Genomic DNA, 23503 nt, shown 5'->3' with positions numbered 1-23503 from the left:
AGGAATAGAGTATCAAGTGAAACTTATACTTCCTTATATTTCAAGAAAAATATAAGGATTTCATCTTCTGAAACAGAAAAATGAAATCCTTATCCATATCTCAGTTCATTTATGAACCTACACTGATCAACTTCCCCTTGCACTCGTTGACACCAGCTTCAACCATTTCCACACGACATATTTTACGCTGAAGATCCTCTGGTCCGTCAAAAGTCATCTGCAAATAGTTATCGCTGAATCCCTGTAATTTACCTGAACCTTCTGAACCTTTACGAGCTCCCTCTGGGATGACCTCAAGAACTTGCCCTACAAATTTATTCGCATAGGTAAGCTGCATCTGTTCAGATAAGTCGATCAGATCGTGAACCCGTGCATTCTTGATCTCTTCATCCACCTGGTCCTCCATACGTGCTGCAGGCGTGCCTGTCCGTTTAGAGTATGGGAACACATGCATTTCCGAGAACTGGATCGCCTTCATCAGATCATAACCATTACGGAACATCTCATCCGTCTCGCCAGGGAAACCGACAATAATATCTGTAGTAATACCTACATCCGGCATAGCTTGGCGAATTAATCCCATTTTATTATAAAATTGTTCTGTTGTATATTTACGTCTCATCCGTTTCAATACTTCATCGTCACCAGCCTGAAGTGGAATATGAAGATGACGACACATCTTCGTAGAACGATTCAAAACATCCAGCATCTTATGATCAATTTGACTTGCTTCAATCGAACTGATTCGAATCCGTTCTAGTCCATCTACCTTATCTAAATCCATCAATAGATCGGATAAATCATACTGATCAAGATCATCGCCATAACCACCGGTATGAATCCCCGTTAAGACCATTTCCTTATAACCAGCTTCCACTAACTGATGAGCCTGTTTAATAATATTCTGCGGATCCCTACTGCGTGATAACCCCCGTGACCACGGTATAATGCAGAATGTACAGAAATTGTTACAACCATCTTGAATTTTGAGAAAAGCGCGTGAGCGATCCGTAAAATCAGGAACATCCATTTCCTCAAATACCCGATTCTTCATAATATTACGAACAGCGTTAACGGGTTCACGCGATTCCTGAATTTCTTTCACAAAAGGAATTATCTTATCACGATCCTGCGTCCCAATGACGAGATCTACGCCTGGAATATCCATGATCTCTGCTGGTGATGTCTGAGCGTAACAGCCCGTAACAGCAATGATTGCGTTCGGATTACGACGAACTGCACGACGAATAATTTGCCGACTCTTCTTATCCCCTGTGTTCGTAACGGTGCATGTATTAATTAAATACACATCGGCTGTCTGTTCGTAATCGATCTGCTCGTATCCCTCATCCTTAAATAGTTGCCAAATGGCTTCCGTATCATAAAAATTGACTTTACATCCTAATGTATAAAATGCTATGGATGGCATTTTCAAACTCCTCCCATTTCACCAAAATCGTATAATATGCAAGATAGGGCAACCATCCCCGCAGTCTCACAGCGTAAAATGCGACGACCTAGTCCAACACTGACTGCTCCCGCTTCCTCCGCTTTACGGCACTCCCCTTCACTGAATCCACCTTCTGGTCCAACAACAAGTAACACTTTAGGTATACTACTTGCTTCAACACTTTGTATAAATGGTAGCAACGCATCACGCAGTTGTGATCCCTGCTCCTTCTCATAGCAAAAATATACCGCATCATATAGCTTAAATGACTTCATCAACTGCGACCATGTTAGAGGTGGTTCTATCGCCGGAACAATATTACGATGACTTTGCTCCGCCGCTTCTTTACAAATCTTGCGCCATCGTTCTAGACGCTTCTCTTCCTTTTTAGCATCATATTGAACGATCGTACGTTCAGATAGAAAGGGTACAAATGACACAGCTCCAATCTCTGTACACTTCTGTATAACCGTCTCCATCTTATCCCCTTTGGGAAGGCTCTGCGCCAATGTGACCTTCACACGTGCTTCTTGCAACATGTCGAGATGCTCAACGATATTAGCAGTAACTAGACCTTGCTCTAATGACTCCAGCTCAACCACCGCTTCACGCGATAGACCATCACTTACAATGATCTTATCTCCTGCTTTCCCCCTCATTACTCTCGTAATATGACGGGCATCTTCACCTGTAATCTCCACCATGTTGTCCATGAATTGTTCCACAGATATGAAATATCGTTGCATCGCTTATCAACATCCTATCCTTACGTAATTAACCTCCAAACATAACCATGAACATATTAATAAAGTTGAAATACATCGACTGAGCAGCTCCATAGAGTGGGGTTATCGTATAAGCCCGTAGCCCCGGAATGAACAGTATCAATAGAAAAATTAATAGGGACCACTGTTCAAATTTCTTCAGCTTTGCACTAGCTTCACGAGGAACAACATCTTCTAGTATACGGTAACCATCCAATGGAGGTAATGGGATAAGATTAAATAAACACAGAAAGAAGTTCATAATAATAATAAAATAAAACGTGGTCGCAATCGCCTCAGCTAGTTTCAAATTCGTAATTGAACCTAACACGTCAAATTGAATTAGTCCTGCATAAACAAACGCCCCCAATACAGCGAGCACGAAATTACTCAATGGTCCTGCTAAAGAAACAATTGCACCCATTAGACGTGGTCGCTCGAAATTATCACGATTGACTGGCACGGGTCTCGCCCAACCAAAGCCTGCAATTAGTAACAATATAATTCCAAACAAGTCGAAATGTACGGTTGGATTTAACGTTACACGTCCCAATAGTTTAGCCGTAGGATCGCCGAATTTGTTAGCAAAGTACGCGTGTGAGAACTCATGCACCGTAAAAGCTAACACGATAGCAATTAAGAAAAACGGCATTTTATCGATCGGATAAATCAATATTTCATTTAGAAAATCCATACTTACCTCTTTCTAGCCACGAAGGCAATCCATTCTTCCTCACGATTCACATCGATGATTTCGAAGTTGGATGCTTTAAGCGCCTCTTGAACAACGAGTTCTTTATTTTTATATATTCCAGATGTTATAAAAACACCTCCTGGTTGCAATACTTGGTACACATCATCAATAAGCAACAGAATAACCTCTGCTAATATATTCGCAACAACCATATCCACAGGCACGGTAACACCAAGATTCACGCCCTCCTGCTGATGTTTGAATACAGATAGAAGATCGCTTTCTTTAACCGTTATGCTACCTTCCATCCCATTGAATGCCGTATTCTCCATCGCACTATGTACTGCTACTGGATCTAGATCAACAGCTAAGACATGCTTTGCCCCTAGAAGAATTGCACCAATCGCTAATATGCCCGATCCTGTTCCAACATCAATAATCTCTTCTCCGCCCTGAATGACGTCCTCTAATGTACGTAAACAAAGAGATGTGGTCGGATGAGTCCCCGTACCAAATGCCATCCCAGGATCCAAATGAATAAGCTTCTCTCCTTCAGATTCAGGAGTATACTCTTCCCATGTTGGCTTAATGGTTAGACTCTTAGAGACACGTATCGGCTTAAAGTATTGCTTCCAAGCATTGGCCCATTCATCTTCATCAATCACTTTCAGTTCATAGCGAACTTCACCAGTGTCTATATCATACTGGCTCAACTCATCCACCCGCTGCTTCACTATAGGAACAACATTGTCCATATCCATATCCATGGAGAAATACCCTTTAATCACAGCCTGACCTTCGGGTATGTCATTCAAAGGTTGATCATACAGCTCACCATACTTCGTATCTCTTACTTTATTGAGCGTTCCGGATTCTTCAATGGATACACCACCAGCTCCTGCCTCATGCAGGAAATTAGAAATCATTTCAATGGATTCCTCTGTCGTTTGTATCGTAAATTCGTGCCATAACATGTTGTTCTTATCCCCCTCATACCTATGCATAATTATCATTGTACTATACAAAGGGATCGGTGTACAAAAAAATATGACATATATAGTAAAAGGCTACGCCATCCTTATTCGGACAGCGTAGCCTTCTTTATATGACATCATGAAATGTAGTTACAATCAATCTCCACGGAATGCTTTCTTCACACGATCAAAAAAGGATTGTTCATGCTCATGTGTCTTTTCACCATCTAATGAAGCAATTTGCCGAAGTAGTTCTTTTTGCTCATCATTTAGATTACTTGGTGTAATAACGACCACTTTAACATGCTGATCACCTTGACCAACACCGCGAAGACGAGGTACACCCTTACCTCTAAGACGGAAGAACGTACCTGTCTGAGTTCCTGCCGGAATCTTGAGCTTTATCTTCTCCGTCAATGTCGGAACTTCAACCTCATCTCCCAATGCTACTTGAGCAAAGGTTAATGGGATCTCACAGTAAATATCGTCCCCTTCACGTTCGAAGAAATCATGATTTTTCACGCGAATGACAATATATAGATCTCCTGAAGGACCTCCACGCAATCCGCCTTCACCTTCACCTGTCATGCGTAATTGTGCTCCGTCATCTACACCTGCAGGAATTTTAACATGAATCTTACGTTGTTTTTTAACTTTTCCTTGCCCATGGCAACTTCCACAACGTTCCTTAATAATCTTACCACTACCACTACAGGTCGAACATGTACGACGGTTGGCCATACGGCCAAATGGTGTATTCTGAATAACTTCTTCCTGTCCACTACCATGACATGTATGACAGGTATTGGGTTTCGTACCGGGTTTAGCTCCAGAACCAAAACATGTATCGCAAGTTTCTGTACGTGGAATAGTAATATCACTCTCTTTTCCAAATACAGCTTCTTTAAATTCGATCGTCATTGTATACTGCAGATCATTTCCCCGTTGTGGCGCATTCGGATCCCGTCTTCCGCCGCCGCCGCCGAAGAACATATCAAATATATCACCCATGCCTCCAAAATCACCACCACCAGAGAAGCCACCGCCCATTCCCTGATTAGGATCGACATGTCCATATTGATCATATCCCGCTTTCTTCTGTCCATCACTCAGAACATCATAAGCTTCCTTGACTTCCTTGAACTTGGCCTCAGCATCATCTGCCTTGTTTACATCCGGGTGATATGTTCGTGCCTGTTTACGATACGCCTTCTTAATTTCTTCATCCGATGCGTCTTTACTGACACCGAGTACTTCGTAGTAATCGCGCTTTCCAGCCACTCTGCCACCCCCACAACATCTCTTTTATCATATCAATAATTACAATCCCATTCTCGCAAAGAGAAAGCCAAAGCACGGGATGCCCCGGCTTTGACCTTCCCTTTCTCCTCCAAGTACTACTTATGAAGGAAACCTTCTATAGGTTACTCTTGTTTCTTATCTTCGTCAACAACCTCATATTCTGCATCCACTACATTATCTTTCTTCGCTTCACCGTCAGCTGCTGCGCCTTCAGCACCTTGTTCTGCTTCGGCAGCTTGCTCATACAGCTTCATAGACAATTGTTGAACAATTTCTGTCAACTCTTCTGCAGCCTTGTTAATTTCTTCAAGGTTATCTGTCTCCAAAGCAGTTTTCACTTTTTCTTTGGCTGCTTCAGCTTTTTCGATTTCAGATGCATCGATCTTCTCGCCTAGATCCTTAATGACTTTATCAGTCGAATAAACAAGTTGGTCAGCATTATTCTTCGCTTCAATCAATTCTTTACGTTGACGATCCTCTTCCGCATGCTCTTCAGCATCCTTCATCATGCGTTCTACTTCTTCATCACTCAAGCCACTTGAAGATGTAATCGTAATTTTTTGGCTCTTATTCGTGCCTTTATCTGTTGCAGATACGTTAACAATTCCGTTCGCATCAATATCAAATGTAACTTCGATTTGTGGTATACCACGTTGTGCTGGAGGAATCTCACCTAGCATGAAGCGTCCAAGGGTCTTATTACCTGCTGCCATTTGGCGTTCACCTTGCAACACATGGATTTCAACACTTGGTTGGTTATCTGCATAAGTTGAGAATACTTGTGATTTACTTGTAGGGATCGTAGTGTTGCGTTCGATCATCTTCGTAAATACACCACCCGCAGTTTCAATACCTAGGGACAATGGAGTTACGTCAAGTAGAACAACGTCTTTCACTTCACCTGTTAGAACTCCGGCTTGAACAGCTGCTCCAAGAGCAACAACTTCATCAGGGTTAACACCTTTATGCGGATCTTTACCAGTCAATTTCTTAATGGCATCTTGTACAGCAGGAATACGTGTAGATCCACCAACAAGAACAATTTTATCTATATCATTCGGAGTCATGCCTGCGTCACTAAGCGCTTGACGAGTAGGTCCTAGTGTACGCTCAACCAATGAATTTGTTAATTCATCGAATTTAGCACGAGTAAGGTTCATTTCTAAATGCTGTGGAACGCCATCAACTACAGTAATAAACGGCAAGGAAATCGTTGTAGTCAATACGCCAGATAATTCCTTTTTCGCTTTTTCTGCAGCATCTTTCAAACGTTGAACAGCTGATTTATCTTTACTTAGATCAATTCCTTGATCTTTTTTGAATTCACTTACGAGGTGGTCAATAACCAATTGGTCAAAGTCATCCCCACCAAGACGGTTATCTCCACTTGTTGCTTTCACTTCAAAGAATCCATCGCCAAGTTCAAGAATGGATACGTCAAACGTACCACCACCAAGGTCATATACAAGAATTGTGTGGTCTTCAGACTTTTCCATACCATATGCAAGTGCCGCTGCTGTTGGCTCGTTAACGATACGTAGAACTTCTAGACCAGCAATTTTACCAGCATCTTTCGTAGCTTGACGTTGGCTATCATTGAAGTAAGCTGGAACCGTAATAACAGCTTGTGTTACCGATTGCCCTAGATATGCTTCTGCATCTGATTTTAACTTTTGAAGAATAATAGCAGAAATTTCTTGTGCTGTATAGTCTTTATCATCAATTTTCTCTTTATGATCTGTACCAATATGACGTTTAATGGACATTACCGTACGGTCAGGGTTAGTAATGGATTGACGTTTCGCTGTTTCACCAACAATACGTTCGCCGTCTTTCTTAAAACCTACAATGGATGGTGTTGTACGTGCACCTTCTGGGTTAGGAATAACAACGGCCTCGCCGCCTTCCATAACTGCTACACAAGAGTTCGTTGTACCTAGGTCAATCCCGATTACTTTACTCATTTTAAAATTCCTCCTTTTTATATATAAAACTTAATTATTCACTAACTTTAACCATCGCTGGACGAAGTAGCTTATCTTTCAAGATATAACCCTTTTGAACTTCCTCAACAACAGTTCCCTCTGGATAAAGGTCGCTTTCCACTTTCATAATAGCCTGATGATACTCCGGATTAAACGGCTGACCTACTGTCTCCATAACAGTTAATCCTTCAGCCTGTAAGGTACTTTCCAATTGACGGAAAATCATGTCCATCCCTTTTGAAAAAGACTCCACCTGCTCATTTGAAACATCGACAGCAAACGCTCGTTCAAAGTTATCCATGATCGGCAAAAGTTCCGTGATTAGCTTGATAGAAGCATATTTAGCGGAATCTTCCTTCTCTTTCTGTGTACGTTTACGAAAATTATCGAAATCAGCTTGGGCACGCAGAACACGTTGTTGATTCTCATCAGCAAGAGCTTGCAGACGCTCTAGCTCAGTTCGTACACCGGGTTCTTGTTCAAGCGAAGACTTTGATTGTTCCTGATTTACTTCTTCTACGATGTCTGTCTCTATTTCTTCTGAAACATTATTTATTTCCTGTTGTTCCTCTTTCATGGTGTCTCCACCTCCTTAACCTAGTTTGAATACAATCACTTGATTATGTTGTGTGAGTTCACTGAGGTGTTCGGTATTCCTAATCATTTAACCGTCCATCCTCTTCCCTCATCTTAATCACATTATGAATACGAAGTATTGCCATTGCGACTTCTCCAGCAGCTTTCAGTCCATGGGACTTGACAAGCGCAGGATCAACAATTCCCTCAAGCTCGTAATTAATAACATGACCTGTGTCGCAATCAATCCCCATACTGTCGCAATCTTCTGTAAGCTGAGCTGCGCGTGCTTCCTCTAATTTCTCAAGAGGATTATAGCCAGCATTTAGCAATATTTGTGACATTGGCTTCCTTAATGCTGCTGCGACAGCTGCAACTCCGAAAGCTTCCATCCCTGTGATTGTTTCTCGCTGACGCTCTAACTCATAGGAAATGGCCAATTCAGTTGTACCTCCACCAGGCAGCACGCCTCCTGATACGGCAGCCTGTAATGCTGACGCCGCATCTCCTGCGATCCGTGCTGATTCCCCCACCACTTCGGCCGTGCTAGCTCCCACGACCACAGTAACGAATGGTTCTTGGTTATTGGCTTGAGATTGCATACGGACACGTTCAAGCTCCTCATCATAAGTTACCTGAGGAGAGTATCCTAATACAAGCTGTAGCTGTTCAGAATTTTTATGTAGCGCTGTACGTCTTACTGGAACAGCCCTCGTCATCTCACATACACGGTTAATATCAACTCGGCTTAATCGCTGAATGACTAGTATACCATGATCAATGCAGAACTGTTCGGCATCAGGATGGATGCCCCGTTCCAATAGAATCACGCCTACCCCGAGTTCACGTAAGCTTAGTAATTCTCTACTGAACTGTTCACGCAGATCCATATAGCGCGCAAATCCAGCCTCCGTAGTTAATACTTCTTCATCTAGAGCCTCTGGCTCGAGTGCATCTTGAAGTACTAATATCCGGACATCCTCCAGTACCTTATTCCCTCGAGAATGCAACGGTTTCTGGCGTAACAACAAGCCTTCATATACTTCGTTATCAGCTTTCTCAATCGCAATTACACAGTTCGCTAAGTTAAATGTGGGTTCCTTCATTCTTTCCACACCTACTTTGGAAGCAGCATCCATCACTAGCCTCACAATATCCCTACGTTCTCGACCCGCTACGTAAGCAGTCTTCTCCAATAAAGGATCATATAGCCCCTGAATCATTCTCGTTCGACGCTGTAATGATTGTATCGCAAACTCAATGCCTTGTTGCATACCAGAGACTACTTTGGAAGCCGGAACTCCCTTCATGATCTGCACAACACCTTCTTGTACCAGCGCACCTGCTAGCACAATCGCCGAGGTCGTTCCGTCTCCGACTTTTCTTTGCTGTGATCTTGCCACTTGAATCAGTAAACTGGCTGCAGGATGACTTACATCTATTCTGTCCAAAATAGTAACTCCATCATTGGTAATGATTACTTCTCCTCTGGAACCGACAAGCATAACATCGAGTCCCTTCGGACCGAGTGTACCCTCAACCGCAGAAGTAATCGCGCGGACCGCATTACTATTGTTAAGCAAGGTTGAGTAGCGTTCCTCTCCCTCGCGAAGTGATTGCTGTCCTTGACTCATCTGTTCCACTCCCTATTTGTACCAGTGTGACAATAGTGTTGTCAAATCTTTAGAAATAACCCCCATGATGCTCATGACTCTGGCATACTCCATCCTTGTTGGCCCTAATATTCCAATAGTTCCTAAAGACTCTCCTTCTAATGAATACGTAGCTGTAATCAAGCTACAATCAGCGAATGCCTTATGATCATTCTCTGTACCGATCCTTACCTGAATCCCACTCCCACTAGCACTAGGATCCATCATCTTCATTAAGGTCGGTGTTTCTTCAAGTAGATCTAGAACAGCTTTCACTTTATCGACATCTTTAAATTCGGGCTGCGTAAGCATATTCGTCGTACCACTCAGGTATACTTGGTGTTCACTCTCACGATCCAATATAGAATCCAGAACGATAAGTAGTTCTTCATAGTGCGATGTGTATCTCGCAAGTTCCTCTGCAAGTTCAGAGTATAAACGAGATTTCAACTTAAATAGCGGAACGTTAACAAGCTTACTATTAAGCAAATTCACCACTTTCTCCATTTCTGAAACAGAGACGCCTGGAGGGATGGCTACCGTCTTATTCTCTACTTGTCCTGTACTTGTCACGATGATAGCGACCGCAGTCGTCTCATTGAGTGGAAGCAGCTGGAAATGACGTAGTGACGTATGGAATACTTCTGGACCTAGCAATATCGATGTATAATTTGTCATATGAGAAAGTATTGTAGCTGAGTGCTGAATAACCTGTTCCATTGCATTTAATTTCTCTGCATAAAAGGATCTAATCTTATTGCGCTCAACAGGGTTAATCGCAATCCAAGGAGCCATATGATCTACATAATAGCGATAACCTTTATTGGATGGTATCCTTCCGGCCGAAGTATGGGGTTGTTCAAGAAATCCCAATTCCTCCAGATCAGCCATTTCATTACGAATTGTAGCTGGGCTATACCCAACATCAGCTCTCTTAGATATGCTGCGAGAACCAACAGGTTCGGCAGAACGAATATAATCATCAACAATAACATTCAATATCATTCTTTGACGTTCAGTTAACAACTCTTTCTCCTCCTCGCAGCAATCTTTGTTAAACATATCGTTAGCACTCACAACCATTGAGTGCTAACTGCTAATATAAAAATACCAAACTGACCTATTTGTTGTCAAGTCAGTTCAGTATCTTTAGAACAGCTATTTCATCACAGCAATGCTGTTTACAACAAAAGACGCAGTCAGTCCACACCTTTTCAGGGAAAATTTCTTTCTCTACCACATCAAATCCATTCTTAATAAAAAAGGATACTTCATATGTTAAGGCCATCACTTTGGGAATCTTCCGATTTCTAGCTTCTTCTATTAGGGCAATTACTAACTTGGACCCAATTCCCCGACCCTTATACTCTTCCCCAATACCTAATGATCGTATCTCCACTAAATCATTTCCTAGCTGGAATAATGATCCACAGCCAACAGTTTGACCATCGATCTCCGCTACAATAAATTGATCCAGTTGTTGTTCCAACACCTTACGTGAACGTGGAAGCATTATTCCCTTTTCAGCATATCCTTGTATCATCACAAATAGATACTCTATATCTTCAGGAACCGCTTTCCTGCATACCGCCGACATCCTGCTCTCCTCCTTACACATGCTGCACAATAATATGAATAAATATACAACAGCACGCATAAAAGTTCAAGATGTTAATTTTCCACAAGCGATCCTACGAATTCACCAAACACATCATTGCCGAACAATATTCCCTTATCACTCAATCGATAACCTTCATCGGTCATGTCAAGAAGTCCCGTATTCACCATCTTCTCAAGTTGCTTGGCAAACACGACATCCATCTGTACTTCAAACTGTTCTTCGAAATGAGCTTTGGTTACGCCCTTGAGCACTCGTAATCCAACCATTAAGAAATCCTCCATGGCTTCTTCTTTCGATATAAGAAAGCTATCTAGACGTGGGAGGCCTTGTTTCACTGCCTCGACATAGGGATTGACCCCTTTTATATTCATGTGACGCTTTCGACCTACGTATCCATGCGCACCCGCACCAAGACCGTAATAATCCTCATTTAGCCAGTACGTCATATTATGTCTGCTTTCAAATCCTGGCTTGGAAAAATTACTGATTTCATATTGATCATAGCCCGCTTGCTTCATCCGATCCATCAATAAAAGATACATCTGAAGCTCATCATCCTCATGCGGTAATGGCAACTGATTCTTCTGATACATCGTATGGAAAAGCGTGTTTTCTTCTACTTTTAAGCTATATATTGAATAATGGTTTAGATTAAGCTCCAGCGCCTTTGTCACGCTCTCTGCCAGCATCTCTAATGTCTGATTCGGAAGTCCAAACATCAGATCAATAGACATGTTATCAAATCCTGCTTTACGGGCATTCTCTAAACTGTGATAGACATCATCTGTATTATGAATCCGTCCAATGTCTGAGAGTAACTTATTCTGAAATGCTTGAACACCGAAGCTAACACGGTTCACACCGCCTTCTCTCATCACTGTCAATTTCTCCAAATCTGTCGTCCCAGGATTGGCTTCCATAGAAAACTCAATATCATCTGACCAGTCTGGGAAATGAGTACGTACCGAGTTCAGGAAATATTTCATCTCATCAGGTTTCAGAACTGTCGGTGTTCCTCCACCAACAAAGATACTTTTGATTTGTCCCGGGGGAGTGTGTGCAACTGTTAATTCCATTTCTCGATCTAAGGCAACCAAATAATCCATTACGGGCTGATCCTTCAATACATATGAATTAAAGTCACAGTAGAAACACTTATTGGTGCAAAAAGGAATATGCAAATAAATCGCTTGAGGTTTACGGCTTCCCTGATAAACATTTTGCTTATGATGCTGAAGTTCAGCCATAATAATTACCTCCCAAAATTTTACTTATTTTTTCTTAGAAAAGGGGGGGCCGCAGCGGCCCCCCTGTAAATAGTTTCACTCTATATACATATAACATACTTCAGCTGATCAGTCGTCGACTTTCAATACCGCCATAAATGCTTCCTGCGGAACTTCAACGCTTCCGACCTGCTTCATGCGCTTCTTACCTTCTTTCTGCTTCTCAAGCAGCTTCCGTTTCCGTGAAATATCTCCGCCATAACATTTAGCCAATACGTTTTTGCGCATAGCTCTTACTGTTTCCCGCGCAACGACTTTCGTTCCGACTGTAGCTTGAATAGGTACCTCGAACATTTGACGAGGAATAATTTCACGTAGCTTTTCACAAATAACACGTCCACGATTGAATGAGCGATCCCGGTGAACGATGAATGAAAGTGCATCCACTTGCTCATTGTTAAGCATGATATCCATTTTGACAAGATTCGATCTACGGTATCCGGATATTTCATAGTCGAAAGATGCATACCCCTTCGTACCGGACTTTAACTTATCAAAGAAATCATAGACAATTTCCGAGAGTGGAACTTCATAAATGATCGTAACACGATTAGCGTCTAAGTACTCCATATTAACGAACTCTCCACGTTTGTTCTGGCACAGCTCCATAACCATTCCTACATAATCATTCGGTACGATGATGGATGCCTTAACATAAGGTTCTTCCACATGATCAATTTTACTAAGCTCCGGATAATTAGATGGGTTATCAATCTGAATCAAATCCCCATTGGTCATTGCGATCCGATAGATAACACTCGGTGCAGTTGTGATCAGCGGGATATTGAATTCACGCTCAATTCGCTCTTGAATGATCTCCATATGAAGTAACCCTAAGAATCCACAACGGAATCCAAAGCCAAGTGCACTCGATGACTCGGGTTCAAAACTGAGAGATGCATCATTTAGCTGAAGCTTCTCTAGTGCTTCCCGTAAATCGACATATTCCGATGTCTCAATCGGATACAGACCGCAATATACCATCGGATTGATTGTCCGATATCCCGGTAGCGCTTCTGCTGTCGGATTCTTCAGACTAGTTACTGTATCCCCTACACGTGTATCCCCTACATGCTTAATCCCGGCAATGATAAAGCCGACATCTCCCACTTTCAGCTCATCCACGATGGTCATGCTAGGCATGAAGGCACCAACCTCGATGACTTCAAACGTTTTGTTAGTTGCCATCATCTTAATCTGGGATCCTGCTTTTATACTCCCATCCACTACACGGATATAGACGATAACGCCCTTATATGGGTCATAATGCGAGTCAAAGATCAAAGCTTTCAACGGTTGTTCTGGATCTCCCACCGGAGATGGAACCTGCTTTACGATCTGCTCCAAAATTTCCTTGATACCAATGCCTGCCTTCGCTGAAGCTAGTACAGCTTCGCTTGCATCCAACCCAATAACATCCTCAATTTCCTGTCTTACGCGTTCTGGATCTGCGTTAGGTAGATCAATCTTGTTAATAACAGGTAAGATCTCCAAGTTGTTATCCAGTGCTAAATAGACATTCGCGAGGGTCTGAGCCTCAATTCCCTGTGCAGCATCTACGATGAGCAATGCGCCTTCACAGGCTGCTAGACTTCGAGATACTTCATACGTAAAATCTACGTGCCCCGGTGTGTCAATTAAGTTTAGAATATATTCTTCACCATCGTCGGCACGATATAATAAATTAACGGCCTGTAACTTAATCGTAATTCCCCGCTCGCGTTCAAGGTCCATCTTATCCAGCACTTGCTCCTGCATTTGGCGGGAAGACAATGCGCCAGTATACTCTAGAATACGGTCAGCCAAGGTAGATTTACCATGGTCTATATGGGCAATGATACTAAAATTACGAATTTTCTTTTGTCTCTCAAATACGTCCTTCATTCGTTACCCCCACAAACAGCCTGATGTTTCAATCACCTCATTATAACAGTTGTAGATTAGACGGGCAATGCCAGGCAAATAATTACTCGATAACATCACACTTATTCTGTGATGGAACTGAATAGAGATACGACGAAACGTATGCCCTCTTGAGATCCCTTTTGTAATAGGTTCGCTGTTTTATCCGCCAAAACATCCACTGACGATTTTGAACTCTCGGGTATCAATATTTCCTGTGGTGTTTTATCTGCATAGTCCGTAACCGTCGCCTTCTCCTGTATAGAAACCTCACTAGACTGCGTATCTGGCATAACCGGTTGGAATGTAATGGTATACGTACCTGCTACACCCGGATTGGAATTAATTTGGGGCAACGGCAAGGTAACCTCCTGTATGGAGTTCGTATTAGCCACTACACTCTGCTTGGGAGCCGTAGGCCTATTGGGACTAGCAAACTGCATCCCCACAAGAATACCTATACCAGCCCATATCCCAATAACCCACAGCCTTTTGCTAAAACGAGACATCTTCGATTCCTCCTTCATCTATTGAATTCGCATTTTAACCACCGTTATTTGTACTTATTTCAGATGTCACAGTGCTTGCTTTCTTCGCCTTCTGATCTTCGAAATATACATCCGCTATAATGCCAGCCAGAATACGAGATGTACGCTCCAGTTCCTCATTGGTGTTATCAACTCCACCGATTTCAATGACAATGCTATTAGGGGATAGGGACTGATTGTATTCACCATTGCCCTGTTCTGCTGTTTTCCCCCAAATGCCTCGAGAAATACCAGGATAAGCAGCTTCCAGTTTCTTATGAATGGCATTTGCGTAAGCTTCGTTTTGGCGCCAGTTCTTATTCGCATGGCCAATAATGAAATACATTTGAGCATAACTTACACCTTTAATTACGGTTGTCGTCTTCTCATGTCGCGCAGAATCGCGATGAATATCGAGTAAATATGTTATTTTTTCATTTTGTCCAATGGCCTCTTTAACAGCTTCACGAGAATATTTATAAGAATAGTTCCAATTGTATTCTTTTATATAAGTTGGATAATCATCCTGAAGATGTATCGTACCTATTCCTTTTGCCTTAAGCTCCTTAGCTATAAACGCCCCTACTTGCATCACATTTTTGGTAGGCATCTCTGAACTAGGATTAGTACTAACTGTTCCTAGTAATGGATTAAAAGCTTCACGAGGATGCGAATGATAGATTAGAATTTCACTGTTCTCAACAGTGGGAGTCTCTGTCTTTGTTGGTGGTAGCAGATTTTCCGGATTCGCAATCTCACTTGGCTTGATAACTGGACCTTGAATAATGATGCCTTCTTGAGATTTTGCACTCGCTACAGCTGTAGTAGCATCAGGATGATAATCTTTGGGGGCTTCCATGTTCTTATTTCCAGACGCACTTCGGAGTAGAACGGGATTATTACTATCCATACCAGGCAACTCCCTTGCCAACAGCGTTTTAGGATCCCGAAGATTTACACTTGTTAGCAATTGAAATACGAATGTACCCATTTTCTCGCCAGAAAGTGGAGATGATTCTTTACCTTTATTTAAATGGGGCATTTCCATACTCAACATATCCATGAAAAGTTCACTTGTTAGGGATGATGCGAAGCCCTTCATAGATGCCACCGGAGATGAATTAAGTCTCTGCTCTGCCATACCTCCAAGACCTAGTAATATGAAAAAAACGATTGAACTCAACATCAAAACTATGAATGTGCGTCCCATTGTTAGAATCGACAGCCATTTAGCTCTCCATTTGTGTATATTCCAAATTTGAAACCACTCTTTTTTCATTCTAATGTCCTCCTGAACTCTCTTATACTCTAAATCTATGAACTTGAGAGATTTACTAGAACCAAAAATTAAGAAAAACGCCTTTCGGCGTCCTTGTTTGGGGAGTTGATGTCGTAATTTAAGAAGGTCATATACTGAAGAACGAGCCTATCTAAGGATGCTGCGAAAGATACTAACGTGGTTGGGAAGGGAGCTTATGCTTCCCAACCACGTTACCCTACACCAATGAATCAGTGTGTATAAGCTCCAACGTTCGTAGGATCAACCGCTTCATGCAGAGCTGCATTTAGACCAGTAGCAACGATATTGGCCATGTCTTCTATAAACTCATCAATTTCCTTAGGCGTCACAATTAGGTCGTGTCCGAGAGGCTCTAGCACTTCTTTAACTAAGGCCAGCCGCTCTCCTTCGGGCATATCATCTAGCATCCCCATAATTTCTTTCGTATGATCTGTTTCCCGATCAAGATGCTTCTTCATCAAGTCGATGGCATTATTTACGATCGTAGATGCGTAACAAACTGTAGGTACTCCAATAGCAACGCACGGAACACCTAATACTTCCTTAGTTAATCCACGTCGCTTATTACCAATACCCGATCCGGGATGGATACCAATATCAGCAATTTGGATCGTAGTGTTGACCCTTTCAAGTGATCTGGATGCTAGTGCATCCACAGCAATAATCAGATCTGGTTTCGTACGATCTATAATGCCTTGTACAATTTCACTTGATTCAATACCTGTTACACCAAGTACACCAGGGGCAATCGCGCTCAATTGACGGTATCCTGGAGCAACCTGATCAGGTACCAATTCGAAATAGTGACGTGTGACTAATATATTCTCTACGACGAGTGGCCCAAGAGAATCCGGAGTCACATTCCAGTTCCCAAGACCGACAACCAAGACAGAACTAGTCTTTTGTATACCAATCAATGTGAGGAAATCTTCAAACTCTTGAGCAAACACCTCAGCTACTCTTCCTTGCAATCCTGTATCACCACCACGTAGTCCAGGTACTTCAATCGTCACATAGTGACCCTTCACGCGACCAATCATCTTCGATCCTTCTTCGTTAAGTACATTTAAGCGAGTGACTTTAATTCCATCATTCTCCGTGACTTCTTCATCTACACCTGAAATAGGGGCGCTGTATCTTGATTCCGCCATTTCCTTCGCATCTAAAGCAAGATCTGTTCGAACACTGTAATTTTGCAAATCTAATGTCATCCTATTTCCACCTCCTGCTTCTTCCTACTGATAGTGTGCGAGAGAAGGAGGTTGTTTATACACTATAAGTATTGCTTTTTAATGTATCACATGCTAAAATATTTTAAGTTGTGAATCATGTCGATCTATCGAATGTCTTTCAGGAGGTGAATGCAATGCCAAATATTAAATCCGCTATCAAACGTGTGAAAGCAAATGACAAACGTCATGCGCTCAATGCTTCCCAAAAATCCGCTCTTCGTACAGCTGTTAAAGCTGCTGACAACGCGCTGGTAAATAATGAAGTTGAAGGTGCAAATGCTGCTATTCAATTGGCTTCCAAAAAGTTGGATAAAGCTGTAACTAAAGGCTTGATCCACAAGAATGCAGCTGCTCGCAAGAAATCACGCTTGGCGAAAAAACTTAACGCTCTTAATGCTCAAGCATAAGAAGCGCTATTCATACGACAGATGCAAAAGTCCTGAACAGCAGGTAAGCTGATCAGGACTTTTTATCATTCCTATGTAGCACCTAGTCGCCTACTCGAAGTAAGAATAGTTCTAAACCAAGGACCTTATCTATTCGTCCCGTCTTCATGTGGTAATCTAAATCTGCAAGTCTGCTTAATATTCGCCTCAAATCTTCAAATTTGAACTTGCGCGCTTGTTCACCTGCAATTTTAACCGCATAAGGATGAAGCCCAAGCTGCGAAGCAATTTGCGCTTGGGAATAACTTTGCCCCGTCAATTCCTTCACTTGTAGAACCATACGAAACTGTCTTGTAATGAGTGCCGCAATCTTAATCGGCTCTTCCCGCTGCTTGAGTAGTTCATAAAAGATACTCAACGCTTGTTCTAACCTCAAATTAGCAATATTCTCAACAAGGGAAAAGACATTCTGCTCTGTGCTACGTGCAACTAACTGCTCCACCGTATCACACTCTATCGTTCCACCTTCACCTGAATATATACAGAGCTTGTCTAGTTCGGATGACAACTTCTGAAGCTGTGTCCCCGCGTTTCTAATAAGGATCTCAGCCGCTCCTGCTGCTAGAGTACACCCTCTCTGCTTCGTCTCCTTTGCAATCCATCCTAATAGTTCATCGCCCCCTAGCGAAGCAAATGATAGGACAACACTCGCAGCCTTCAGCGCCTTGACGACCTTCTTCCGTTCATCTAATTTATCGTGATACACCAGAAATATAAGGATGCTATATTCGGCAGGATTCTTCAAATACTCCAATAGCGCTTCAATTCGATGTTCTATTTTTCCACCCTCTTTACCAGCAGTAAAGATAGATGCATCTCGAACAAATATTAACTTGCGCGGCACCATAAAAGGTAATGTCTCTGCTTCTTCAATAACAACCTGTATTGGAGTTTCTGCTAAATCATAGTTCACAATGGCGAAATCGCGGTCTTCCTTTTCAATTAATTGATCCACCAATAAAGAACTAAACTTCTTTATTTGATATTTCTCCGATCCATAAAGTAAATATACAGGAGATACATCCCCTTGTTTGATCGCTTTGGTCGCTGTCTTAATATCGATGATAAATCCCCCCCTCTTTCCTCTCTATACATGATCCCTAGAATGATTCTATCAAAAAAAGGGCTTTCCAACCACAACAAAGGAACCTCGAGTCTTCACTCAGGGCTCCTTCTCTCCGGCCGTCCATTCCAAATCTATATTATGGGGTAGTCACAACTTCAGCTACATGGGAGTAAGTATAGACTGACGTTTTGCCGTCGAGCTCTATTTGGTACGTAAACACGGTACTGTCCATCGACCACTCACCCATTACCCAAGTTCCCACTAGATCAATACTTTGAATAACGTTCTTTTCACTTACATTTCCAACAGACACTCTATATATCGCCAACTTCTGTTTCTCGAGATTCTGATTCTCCAGAACGGCAGTCAATGTCCCATCAGGTGAATCCAATGAAATAGATGCTGAAGCAGTCTCTGGAGCTATAGCTACATGGCTACTGAATCCTGTAATATCATCCATAATACGTTGCTTATTTGGAACAGGATCTACAATCAATGCTTGTAAAGGTTCACTGGCTCGGTCACCCATTGCCACTTCATCTTCCAAAGCCTTCTCTGAAGAATCCAATATGTCTGTTTGTTCCATCCTAGCAATAGATGGTTCATCCACAGCTTCTGAAGTTGGATTTGAAGTCAGATTTAAATCCTGATCTTGTTGATCCTGCTTAGTTGAATCCGAGGCTACCACTTTCTTATCACTTATTAACGGTTCACTTGATTTCCCTTTCTCCGAATTCTCAGGTGATAAGGCCACTGTATCTTGTTCTAATTCGGCAGGTTCCGGTGATGGAGTGCCAAGTTCATCCTTCACACCCTCAGCAGGTGACAAGTCTCTATTTGCTACAGCGCCTGAATCATTCGCAGTAGTCGTAGCAGCATTACTCGCCGTACTATTCTTCATAGACATAGCTCCGTCTTCCGCACTCATGGTTGATTCCATCCTTGTAGAATCTGATTCTTTATATTGGACCTGCGCATCTGATAACTGTTGTGGAGAATAACTATAAATAGCTACACCTAAAATCCCTACCGCAGCCGCAACCCCGATCAATGTTCTTGTAACTCCCGTTGTAGGGTAGCGTTTCTTCCGCTTATTCATATATGCTACTGGAATCATCTCTGCGGGTTGAATCTCTTCGGAAGCCGCCTTCTCAAGGCGGGCACGATCCAGTGCATCAAGTTGAGGCATAATAGCATCCACCAAACTATATTTGGGTACGACGAGCGGAAGTTTCTCTAGTTCCTGGGTTAGAGCCTTCAGCGTACGAAAGGCTTCTGCACATTGTTGACAACCAGCAATATGTCCCAACATTTCTGCCACCTCTTCTTCATTAAGGTCGTTATCCAAATATCGGTGCATCGATTCTACCACCCCTGTACATCTCATCCTGACACACCTCCTTTCTGATACTCTTGTAGCATGCCCTGTAATTGTTTTCTTGCCCTAAATAAATATGATTTCACCGTGTTTAATGGAAGATCCAAACATTCAGAAATTTCATTATATGAAAGATCCTGTATGTACCTCAACACAATAACATTTCTATGATGCTCTGGAAGTTGATTGATAGCCTCTCGAATGTCTTCCGCCACATAAGAGGACAGAACTAAATGCTCGACATCCTGTTTATCTTCAAAATCAAATTCATGCTCATCTATGGATACCGTTGGCTTATTACGCCTGAACTTATCAATACATATATTGGTCACAATCCGTTGTACCCATGTTTTAAATTTCGCCTTTTCTTCATAGGAGTCAATTCGAGTATAGATACGGATTAATGCCTCCTGTGCAGCATCCAAAGCATCTTGTTCATTATTTAGGATATAATAGGCAGTGCGATATACATGTTGTTCAATATCACGTAATAGGGTAATTAGAGCGTCGCGATCGCCCGATTGAGCGGCTCTTATGAGTCCAAGCTCTACCACAAAGGATCCCCCTCTCCCTGTAATCTTACTGACGTGTAAGACCAGCAAATTGTTGCATTTTTTTTAAATAGTAAAAAGACTTCTATGCGAATCTTACAAGAGTACGATCCGGAGTTCAACCCTAATAAACAAGGAAATCCAATTTCAGCCTACTTTAATTTATTTCTGACCCATACTTTGTGATTCAAATGGAACTTCATTTGAATCTCTCCTTGCTGATCCGTACGAAAGATGTCCATACCATGTTCAGTAATCCGATCAAGCACTTCAGGTCTAGGATGACCATAAGAATTGTTGACCCCCGCAGAAATAACTGCAGCTGTTGCCTGCCAACGAGCTAGCCATTCTTCAGAAGTTGATGTTTTACTACCATGATGGGCAATTTTAATAATATCGGCTCCCTCTAATACAGTTGCCACACTGGCTTCATTCCTCAGTATATTCTTCTCACTTGCTATATCCATATCCCCAGTTAATAACACACGGATACCATTCATATCGAGCATAAATACTAGGGATGAATGATTCTGATCCTTTACTACAGGCAACTCCATTTGCTCATCTTGTGTCATTTCAGGTGATAGAAATGTCATCTCCGTGTACTCATCAGGTTGCATCACCATCGTATGATGAACAGCATAAATGGGTATCTCTTTTACTAGAGCCGTTAATAGTAACTTTTCCATTGTAGCCGTATTTGTAAGTGTACCATTAAATACTAAAGCTTTCACTGGAATATGCTCCAAAACAGCCTGTAAACCACCTATATGATCCTGATCCCCATGGCTAAGCACTACAGCATCAAGATGATGGATACCTCGTTTTTTCAACAATGGCACAACCACTTTTTCTCCCACTTCGAAAGGGACTTTACGATTCTTCCAAGAGTCCTCTGGCTTCCTGAAACTTACGGTACCTCCACCATCCACAAGAATATTTTTCCCTTTAGGTGTTGTAATAAGAATACTATCCCCTTGACCAACATCCAGAAATGATACTAGTCCAGCTCCATTCAATGGCTCTGGTTGGTACCCAATATATAATAAAAATATAAATATGAGCAATAGTGGGGCAACAATGAACTGCTTCCATGTAATCTTGCTACATCGTGCTTCTGGTTTCCGTCGCTGACAATCAGGTACATCTTCAAGTGGGACGGTATCATCAACAGACATTGGAGAGGATTGAGCATGTTGTACCCATAAATCCGTTAATCTAAGTAGAACATACAATAAAACATAATAACTACAGATCCATAATATAGAGGGTGATGGCCATATCATTATGAACACTGGGTGCATATTCATCCATTCTACTACCGTAAAGGTAATGTTATCGAGCCATTCTGCAACCCAGGCTAGACACCTCCCTGCGGATACCCATATCGAACCGATTGCTAAAGAAGCCATCCCCAGTGGCATGACTAAAAAAGAGATGAGTGGAACCAACAGTAGATTAGCCACGACAGATAGTAAGGAGAATTGGTTGAAATAATATATAGTCAGTGGAAAAGACGTCAGCTGAGCGATGACAGTCACTCCTAATGCACCTGCAAATTTACGGGGCAACCGTGTCAGCATTGACATGACTAGTGGCACATATATGATCAGACCTAGTGTAACGATAAAGGAAAGTTGAAAACTAACATTTAATAATAAGTAGGGATTCCATATTAACATCAGGAGGGCCGCAGCACTAATAATGTGAAGCCCGTCTTTCAACAACCCTTGTCTTACTGCATAAAGAGTAATCATGCTCATGATACCAGAACGAACAACAGAGGGACTGAACCCTGTTAGAAGAACATAGCAAGGGACTAGCAGAATAACGATTGTAAGTACTGTTTCACGGGAAAGTCTGAACAACGATAGCAGAATCATTAAGCACGCAACATATACAGCCACATGAGTACCTGATACAGCCAATATATGTGTTAATCCTAATTGAGAGAATTGACCATACGTCGCAGGGTCTACATCATCTTGCATCCCAATGATCAGACCTTTCATATATCCAGCGTGAGGCTCGTGGAACAATTCATCGATCTTGGATGCCATCTTCTCTCTTAACAGATCATTCACGCGAAATAACGACATCACACTCCAAGAAGTCGGTGCCACAACTGCTGTGTTCTGTACTCCTTTTACCTTCATGATCCAATGTATTTCTTTCGTTCGTAAATAATTTCTATAGTCGAAACCATCATAATTACGAGCAACTGCTGGAACTTCAAGAGAACCACTTAACTTAATGGTATCACCACGCTGCCATTTCCCGACCTCTTGCTGCTCCTCCTTCGTCAGAAGCTTCACCTGTACTAGCACGGTCTCCGATACGACTGATGAGTTTATTTCAGATAAATTGACGTTCATATCTGCTCGATCCCCATCTACTATCACCGTCGTTACAATCATACCCTCTGCGTCGACGCTCATCTCAGAAAGTCCGGTTATATCCTGTTGCACAGCAGAAGCCAATGACGTTACGTTAGTATGATCATGCCATTCCCAGTATCCACCTGAAAGGGTAATTGCCGTCCACATCATTAGAACGACTCCCCACCTCTTTTTTAGAAGCATCTTAAAAGCTAGTAGTAATACCGTCATCCCTATCCATAACCAACCAAGTCTATAACCTGAATATAGGCAAGCAACGCTGCTTCCAACAACCCAGCATAGAGTACATAACAACAAGGGTCTACCCTGCATCCATATCACATTCCTTATTTAGAAAATAAAAAGAATCTCCTTTGCGATGATCGTCGCAAAGGAGATTCTTTCTCCAATATTGTGAA

At 42.1% G+C, this 23503-nt stretch carries 20 protein-coding genes; 1 reads left to right on the top strand and 19 read right to left on the bottom strand.

What is annotated here, in order from left to right; genetic code table 11:
- Positions 1–109: 109 nt before the first annotated feature.
- The 15 genes from mtaB to gpr all read right to left on the bottom strand — a co-directional run bounded on the left by mtaB (position 110) and on the right by gpr (position 17244).
- On the bottom strand, positions 110–1429 hold the full coding sequence (mtaB, locus tag AC1TO9_RS01000) for a tRNA (N(6)-L-threonylcarbamoyladenosine(37)-C(2))-methylthiotransferase MtaB (RefSeq protein WP_482058169.1): 1320 nt from the start codon (positions 1427–1429) through the stop codon (positions 110–112).
- Positions 1430–1431: 2 nt separating this feature from the next.
- Positions 1432–2196, bottom strand: coding sequence for a 16S rRNA (uracil(1498)-N(3))-methyltransferase (locus AC1TO9_RS00995; RefSeq protein WP_482054647.1), 765 nt, complete (start codon positions 2194–2196; stop codon positions 1432–1434).
- Positions 2197–2224: 28 nt separating this feature from the next.
- A complete protein-coding gene (locus tag AC1TO9_RS00990; protein ID WP_482058168.1) occupies positions 2225–2908 on the bottom strand; it encodes a site-2 protease family protein in 684 nt (227 codons plus the stop codon).
- 2 nt (positions 2909–2910) lie between these two features.
- A complete protein-coding gene (gene prmA, locus AC1TO9_RS00985; RefSeq protein ID WP_482058167.1) occupies positions 2911–3882 on the bottom strand; it encodes a 50S ribosomal protein L11 methyltransferase in 972 nt (323 codons plus the stop codon).
- 156 nt (positions 3883–4038) lie between these two features.
- Positions 4039–5163, bottom strand: coding sequence for a molecular chaperone DnaJ (gene dnaJ, locus AC1TO9_RS00980; RefSeq protein ID WP_482054642.1), 1125 nt, complete (start codon positions 5161–5163; stop codon positions 4039–4041).
- A gap of 143 nt (positions 5164–5306) precedes the next feature.
- Positions 5307–7148 carry a molecular chaperone DnaK gene (gene dnaK, locus AC1TO9_RS00975; protein WP_482054641.1) on the bottom strand — a complete coding sequence of 614 codons (1842 nt, stop codon included), beginning with the start codon at positions 7146–7148 and terminating at the stop codon, positions 5307–5309.
- Positions 7149–7182: 34 nt separating this feature from the next.
- A complete protein-coding gene (gene grpE, locus AC1TO9_RS00970; RefSeq protein WP_482054640.1) occupies positions 7183–7746 on the bottom strand; it encodes a nucleotide exchange factor GrpE in 564 nt (187 codons plus the stop codon).
- A 79-nt stretch (positions 7747–7825) separates the two neighbouring features.
- Positions 7826–9379: a TCP-1/cpn60 chaperonin family protein gene (locus AC1TO9_RS00965; RefSeq protein ID WP_482058166.1), complete on the bottom strand. Its 1554-nt coding sequence runs from the start codon at positions 9377–9379 to the stop codon at positions 7826–7828.
- Positions 9380–9391: 12 nt separating this feature from the next.
- Positions 9392–10423 (bottom strand): heat-inducible transcriptional repressor HrcA, encoded by a 1032-nt coding sequence (gene hrcA / locus AC1TO9_RS00960; RefSeq protein WP_482054638.1) that lies wholly within the window; start codon positions 10421–10423, stop codon positions 9392–9394.
- 109 nt (positions 10424–10532) lie between these two features.
- Complete coding sequence (locus tag AC1TO9_RS00955; RefSeq protein ID WP_482054637.1) at positions 10533–10994, bottom strand: N-acetyltransferase; 462 nt, start codon at positions 10992–10994, stop codon at positions 10533–10535.
- Positions 10995–11068: 74 nt separating this feature from the next.
- A complete protein-coding gene (gene hemW / locus AC1TO9_RS00950) occupies positions 11069–12265 on the bottom strand; it encodes a radical SAM family heme chaperone HemW (protein WP_482054636.1) in 1197 nt (398 codons plus the stop codon).
- Between the two features lie 108 nt (positions 12266–12373).
- On the bottom strand, positions 12374–14188 hold the full coding sequence (lepA, locus tag AC1TO9_RS00945; RefSeq protein ID WP_482054635.1) for a translation elongation factor 4: 1815 nt from the start codon (positions 14186–14188) through the stop codon (positions 12374–12376).
- Between the two features lie 101 nt (positions 14189–14289).
- Positions 14290–14715 carry a hypothetical protein gene (locus AC1TO9_RS00940; protein ID WP_482054634.1) on the bottom strand — a complete coding sequence of 142 codons (426 nt, stop codon included), beginning with the start codon at positions 14713–14715 and terminating at the stop codon, positions 14290–14292.
- Positions 14716–14749: 34 nt separating this feature from the next.
- Complete coding sequence (locus AC1TO9_RS00935) at positions 14750–16012, bottom strand: stage II sporulation protein P (RefSeq protein WP_482054633.1); 1263 nt, start codon at positions 16010–16012, stop codon at positions 14750–14752.
- Between the two features lie 230 nt (positions 16013–16242).
- Positions 16243–17244, bottom strand: a complete 1002-nt coding sequence (gpr, locus tag AC1TO9_RS00930; protein WP_482054632.1) for a GPR endopeptidase — start codon at positions 17242–17244, stop codon at positions 16243–16245.
- A 155-nt stretch (positions 17245–17399) separates the two neighbouring features.
- Between gpr and rpsT the strand changes: the two genes are divergently transcribed.
- The gene (rpsT, locus tag AC1TO9_RS00925) at positions 17400–17672 is read left to right on the top strand and encodes a 30S ribosomal protein S20 (RefSeq protein WP_438346906.1); all 273 of its coding nucleotides are present in this window, start codon (positions 17400–17402) and stop codon (positions 17670–17672) included.
- An 82-nt stretch (positions 17673–17754) separates the two neighbouring features.
- Here the strand turns inward: rpsT and holA are convergent, their stop codons facing one another.
- From holA to AC1TO9_RS00905, 4 genes are all read right to left on the bottom strand, one after another.
- Positions 17755–18774, bottom strand: a complete 1020-nt coding sequence (gene holA / locus AC1TO9_RS00920) for a DNA polymerase III subunit delta (protein ID WP_482055222.1) — start codon at positions 18772–18774, stop codon at positions 17755–17757.
- Positions 18775–18913: 139 nt separating this feature from the next.
- On the bottom strand, positions 18914–20164 hold the full coding sequence (locus AC1TO9_RS00915; protein ID WP_482058165.1) for an anti-sigma factor family protein: 1251 nt from the start codon (positions 20162–20164) through the stop codon (positions 18914–18916).
- A complete protein-coding gene (locus AC1TO9_RS00910) occupies positions 20161–20709 on the bottom strand; it encodes an RNA polymerase sigma factor (protein ID WP_482054630.1) in 549 nt (182 codons plus the stop codon). Before AC1TO9_RS00910 ends, AC1TO9_RS00915 begins: the two co-directional genes overlap by 4 nt.
- Before the next feature lie 149 nt (positions 20710–20858).
- Positions 20859–23417, bottom strand: coding sequence for a DNA internalization-related competence protein ComEC/Rec2 (locus AC1TO9_RS00905; protein ID WP_482058164.1), 2559 nt, complete (start codon positions 23415–23417; stop codon positions 20859–20861).
- Positions 23418–23503: the final 86 nt, after the last annotated feature.

This window comes from Paenibacillus sp. Y916 (assembly GCF_056786435.1).
This window is presented reverse-complemented; position numbering and strand designations above follow the sequence as displayed.